Genomic DNA, 4,529 nt, shown 5'->3' on the forward strand with positions numbered 1-4,529 from the left:
CGGCCGCGTCGGCCCAGAGCTACCTGCACATGCCGGCCATCATCTCGGCCGCCGAAGTGACCGATGCCGAGGCCATCCACCCCGGCTACGGCTTCCTGAGCGAGAACGCCGATTTCGCCGAGCGCGTTGAAAAGAGCGGCTTCACCTTCATCGGCCCCACGCCCGAGAGCATCCGCATCATGGGCGACAAGGTCTCGGCCAAGCAGGCCATGATCAAGTCGGGCGTGCCGTGCGTGCCGGGCTCCGAAGGCGCGCTGCCCGACGACCCGAAAGAGATCGTACGCATCGCCCGCTCGGTCGGCTACCCGGTCATCATCAAGGCCGCTGGCGGCGGTGGCGGACGCGGCATGCGCGTCGTGCACACCGAGGCAGCCTTGCTGCACGCCGTGCAGACCACGCGAGCCGAGGCCGGCGCGGCATTCGGCAACCCGTCGGTCTACATGGAGAAGTTCCTCGAGAACCCGCGCCACATCGAGATCCAGATCCTGGCCGATCAGCACAAAGGCGCGGTCTGGCTCGGCGAGCGCGACTGCTCGATGCAGCGTCGTCACCAGAAGATCATCGAAGAGGCGCCGGCACCGGGCATCCCGCGCCGCACCATCGAGCGCATCGGCGAACGCTGCGCGGCCGCCTGCAAGAAGATCGGCTACCGCGGCGCCGGCACCTTCGAGTTCTTGTACGAAAACGGCGAGTTCTACTTCATCGAGATGAACACGCGCGTGCAGGTCGAGCACCCGGTGACCGAGCTGGTGACCGGCATCGACATCGTGCAGATGCAGATCCGCGTGGCGGCCGGCGAGAAGCTGCCGTTCACGCAACGCCAAATTGAGATGCGCGGCCACGCCATCGAGTGCCGCATCAACGCCGAAGACCCGTACACCTTCGTGCCGTCGCCGGGCCGCATCAGCATGTGGCACCCGCCCGGCGGCCCCGGCGTGCGCGTCGACTCGCATGCCTACACCAACTACTTCGTGCCGCCCAACTACGACTCGATGATCGGCAAGATCATCGTCTACGGCGACACCCGCGACCAGGCCCTGGCCCGCATGCGTACGGCGCTGTCCGAAACCGTGATCGAAGGCATCAGCACCAACACCCCGCTGCACCGCGAACTGCTGGCCGATGCCAAGTTCGTCGAGGGCGGCACCAGCATCCACTATCTTGAAGGCTGGATGGCCGCGCGCAAACGTTGACCCCTCGCTCGGCGAATACACCGAGCGATCCCCCAAGGGGATGCGGGCCGGCTTGGTGGCTCGCCCCGCCCACGCTTGCTGAACTGGATTGATATGCACGAACTCCTGCTACTAGCCGCCGAAACGCAGGTCGAGTCGGTCTGCGACGCGCTGATCGAGCTCGATGCGCTGTCGGTATCGGTGGAAGACGCCGATGCCGACACCCCGGCCGAAGAAGCCCTGTGGGGCGAGCCGGGCATGCCCATCGTCCGCGAAGCCTGGCAGCGCTCGACGCTGAAGGCGTTGCTCCCCAGCGAAGCCGCGGCCGTGGAAGCCGCCACGCTGATCCTGGCGCAAGAGTGGGCCATCGACGTGCACGTGCTGTCCATCCAGCCGCTCGCCGAGCAGGACTGGGTGCGGCTGACCCAATCGCAATTCGCGCCGGTCGAGATCACGCCCGAATTCTGGATCGTGCCCTCGTGGCATGAGCCGCCCGCACAAGCCCGCCAGATCATCCGGCTCGACCCTGGTCTGGCGTTCGGCACCGGCACGCACCCCACCACCCGCATGTGCCTGCGCTGGATCGCCCGCCAGGCGCCGGCCTTGTCGCCAAGTTGGGCCCGCGTGCTCGACTACGGCTGCGGCTCGGGCATCCTCGCCATCGGTGCCGGCCTGCATGGCGCCCGGCAGATCGAAGCGGTGGACATCGACCCCGCCGCCGTCGAAGCCACCCAGGCCAATGCGCAAGCCAACGGCGTCACGCTCCAAGCCGGCCTGCCCGACCTCATCGGCGAAGCCGCCGGCACCTACCCCCTGGTGCTCGCCAACATCCTGGCCACGCCGCTCAAGCTGCTGGCCCCGCTGCTCAGCGGCCACGTGGCGGCAGGCGGGCATCTGGTGCTCGCCGGCATCCTCGAGCGTCAGGCCGAAGAACTGCAGCAAGCCTATGCGCCCTGGCTGCCACTGTCGGTCACCGACCAGGAAGACGGTTGGATCCTCATGACGGCGCAACGCCCTGCGTGGCATCATCGCCGGCCATGAGCCTCGCCACCCGTTGCACCTCCTGCGGCACCATCTTCAAGGTCGTTCAAGACCAGCTGAAGGTGTCCGAAGGCTGGGTGCGTTGCGGGCGCTGCAATGAAGTCTTCAACGCGCTCGACGGGCTGTTCGACCTCGAACGCGACCCGCCACCCCAACGCCCCGCCAACGCGCCCCGACCCGCAGCAGGCCCGGAATCGCCCCCCGTCGAACCCGGCAGCGAGCCCACCCAGCCTATGGGGCTCGACCAGACCACGCAACGGCCTGCACCACCGCCCCCCGCGCCGAGCGCACGCCCCCCCGAGACCATGCCGGAGCCGGACGACGACCTGCCGGCCACGCACGAAGACGACGCGCTCGACTCACGCTGGCTGCTGCGCCCCTCGTCCGATGGCCGCTCGGCCAGCCAGCGCCGCTCGCGCAAGGCCCGCGGCTCGGACTTCGCCGATGCGCGCTTCCCGAAAGACGTCGAGTTCGATCTCGACGACTCCGACTTCCTGCTCGGCGCTGACGCAGACGCCGCCCCCACGCCCGCCGCGCCGCGTCCGATGCCCGAAGTCAAAGGCCAAGGCGACAAGGCCCGCAAACGCCGCGACGGCGGCAAGAAGAAGCCGTCCGGCAAGGCCAAGCCCGCCGCCGCCCCGAGCTTCGTGCGCCGCGCCGACCGCCGCGCCCAATGGCGCCACCCGGCCGTGCGCGCCACCCTCGCCGGCGTGGCCTTGGCCCTGTCCGCCTTGCTGGTCGGGCAGACTGCCTACGCCTTCCGCGACGAACTCGCCGCGCGGCACCCCGAGTGGCGCCCGGTCGTCGAGCAAATCTGCGCCCTCACCGGCTGCGAAATCGCCCCCTGGCGCCACATCGAAGACCTCGCCGTGGACAGCGTCACCCTGGTGCGGGGCGCCGCGGACGCCGCTGCGGCAGAACCACCGGCCTACAAACTCAGCGTCGTGCTGCACAACCGCTCCAGCGTGGCCATCGCGGTGCCGCACGTTGAACTCAGCCTCACCGACTCGTCTGGCGAGCTGGTCAGCAAGCGCGTGCTCGCGCCCGCCGAGTTCGGCTTCACGGCCCCTGATCTGGCGCCCGACAGCAACACCACCCTGCAGGCCCGTCTGGTCAGTGCCGGCAACCGCATTGCCGGCTACACCGTCGAACTGTTCTACCCCTGAGCGCGCGCGCCGCGCGGCCCTCGCGCGACCCAGCCCGCTCGCATCGTTTCAAACCCAACGGAGTCTCGACTCATGTCCGTTCTCATCTGCGGCTCGCTCGCCTTCGACACCATCACCACCTTCCCGGGTCGATTTGCGCAACAGATCCTGCCTGACCAGATCCACATCCTGAACGTCTCGTTCCTGGTGCCCACCCTCAAGCGCGAATTCGGCGGCTGCGCCGGCAACATCGCCTACACGCTCAAGCAACTCGGCGGCGACCCGCTCATCATGGCCACGCTCGGCGCCGACGGCGGCCCGTATCAAGAGCGCCTGGCGGCCTGGGGCGTCGATACCCGCTACGTCAAGCAACTGGGCGACACCTACACCGCGCAAGCCATCATCATCACCGACCAGGACAACAACCAGATCACGGCCTTTCACCCCGGCGCCATGCAGCAGGCCCACGTCACGCCGATCGAGGCCCGCCCCGACATCCAGCTGGCCATCGTCGCCCCCGACGGCCGCGACGCCATGATCCAGCACGCCGAGCAACTCGCCGCCGCCAAGATCCCGTTCATCTTCGACCCCGGCCAAGGCCTGCCCATGTTCGACGGTGCCGAATTGCGCCGCTTCGTCGACCTCGCCAGCTGGGTTGCGGTGAACGACTACGAAGGCAAGATGCTGAGCGAGCGCACCGGCCTGAGCCTGGCGGACTTGTCCAGGCTGCCGCACCTCAACGCCGTGATCGAAACGCTCGGGGCCGATGGCTGCCACATCTGGACGCAAGGCCACAAGCAACACGTCCCGGGCGTAGCCGCCACGGCGGTGGTAGACCCCACCGGCTGCGGCGACGCCTTCCGCGGCGCCCTGCTGCACGGCCTGGCCAACGGCTGGCCGCTCGAGCGCTGCGTGCAACTCGCCAACCGGGTCGGCGCCATCAAGATTGCCTGCGCCGGGCCGCAGAACCACTCGCTCGGCGAGCTGGTTTGATCGTCAACCGGTGAGCCCGCCAAATTGAGCTGCGGTCGTTGCCGGAGCGACTGACCGCGAACGACCAATCCCCCCCCCAAAAAAAAGGTTCATCGAGGATTTCCGGGGAAGGCTGCGCGGATCTTGAGAAAGAAGTACTCCTCGTCGCGGTAGCCATAGGCCCGTCGTTTGATGACTT

General features: G+C 68.3%; 4 protein-coding genes. All 4 read left to right on the top strand.

Going from position 1 to position 4,529, the window contains the following annotated elements:
- Positions 1-1,193: acetyl-CoA carboxylase biotin carboxylase subunit (gene accC, locus ACE3SS_RS14875; RefSeq protein WP_374595289.1), on the top strand; the 1,193-nt coding region annotated here is incomplete at its 5' end.
- Positions 1,194-1,286: 93 nt separating this feature from the next.
- Positions 1,287-2,213, top strand: a complete 927-nt coding sequence (gene prmA, locus ACE3SS_RS14880; protein ID WP_374595291.1) for a 50S ribosomal protein L11 methyltransferase — start codon at positions 1,287-1,289, stop codon at positions 2,211-2,213.
- Complete coding sequence (locus tag ACE3SS_RS14885) at positions 2,210-3,379, top strand: zinc-ribbon and DUF3426 domain-containing protein (RefSeq protein ID WP_374595293.1); 1,170 nt, start codon at positions 2,210-2,212, stop codon at positions 3,377-3,379. Before prmA ends, ACE3SS_RS14885 begins: the two co-directional genes overlap by 4 nt.
- A gap of 72 nt (positions 3,380-3,451) precedes the next feature.
- Positions 3,452-4,351: a carbohydrate kinase family protein gene (locus ACE3SS_RS14890; RefSeq protein ID WP_374595295.1), complete on the top strand. Its 900-nt coding sequence runs from the start codon at positions 3,452-3,454 to the stop codon at positions 4,349-4,351.
- Positions 4,352-4,529 lie beyond the last annotated feature (178 nt).

This window comes from Aquabacterium sp., from assembly GCF_041915145.1.
Taxonomy (GTDB): Bacteria; Pseudomonadota; Gammaproteobacteria; order Burkholderiales; family Burkholderiaceae_C; genus Aquabacterium.

Bases quoted from the DNA above. Each gene is read 5' to 3' on its own strand.
- prmA (WP_374595291.1), top strand. From the start codon at position 1,287: ATGCACGAACTCCTGCTACTAGCCGCCGAAACGCAGGTCGAGTCGGTC.
- ACE3SS_RS14885 (WP_374595293.1), top strand. From the start codon at position 2,210: ATGAGCCTCGCCACCCGTTGCACCTCCTGCGGCACCATCTTCAAGGTC.
- ACE3SS_RS14890 (WP_374595295.1), top strand. From the start codon at position 3,452: ATGTCCGTTCTCATCTGCGGCTCGCTCGCCTTCGACACCATCACCACC.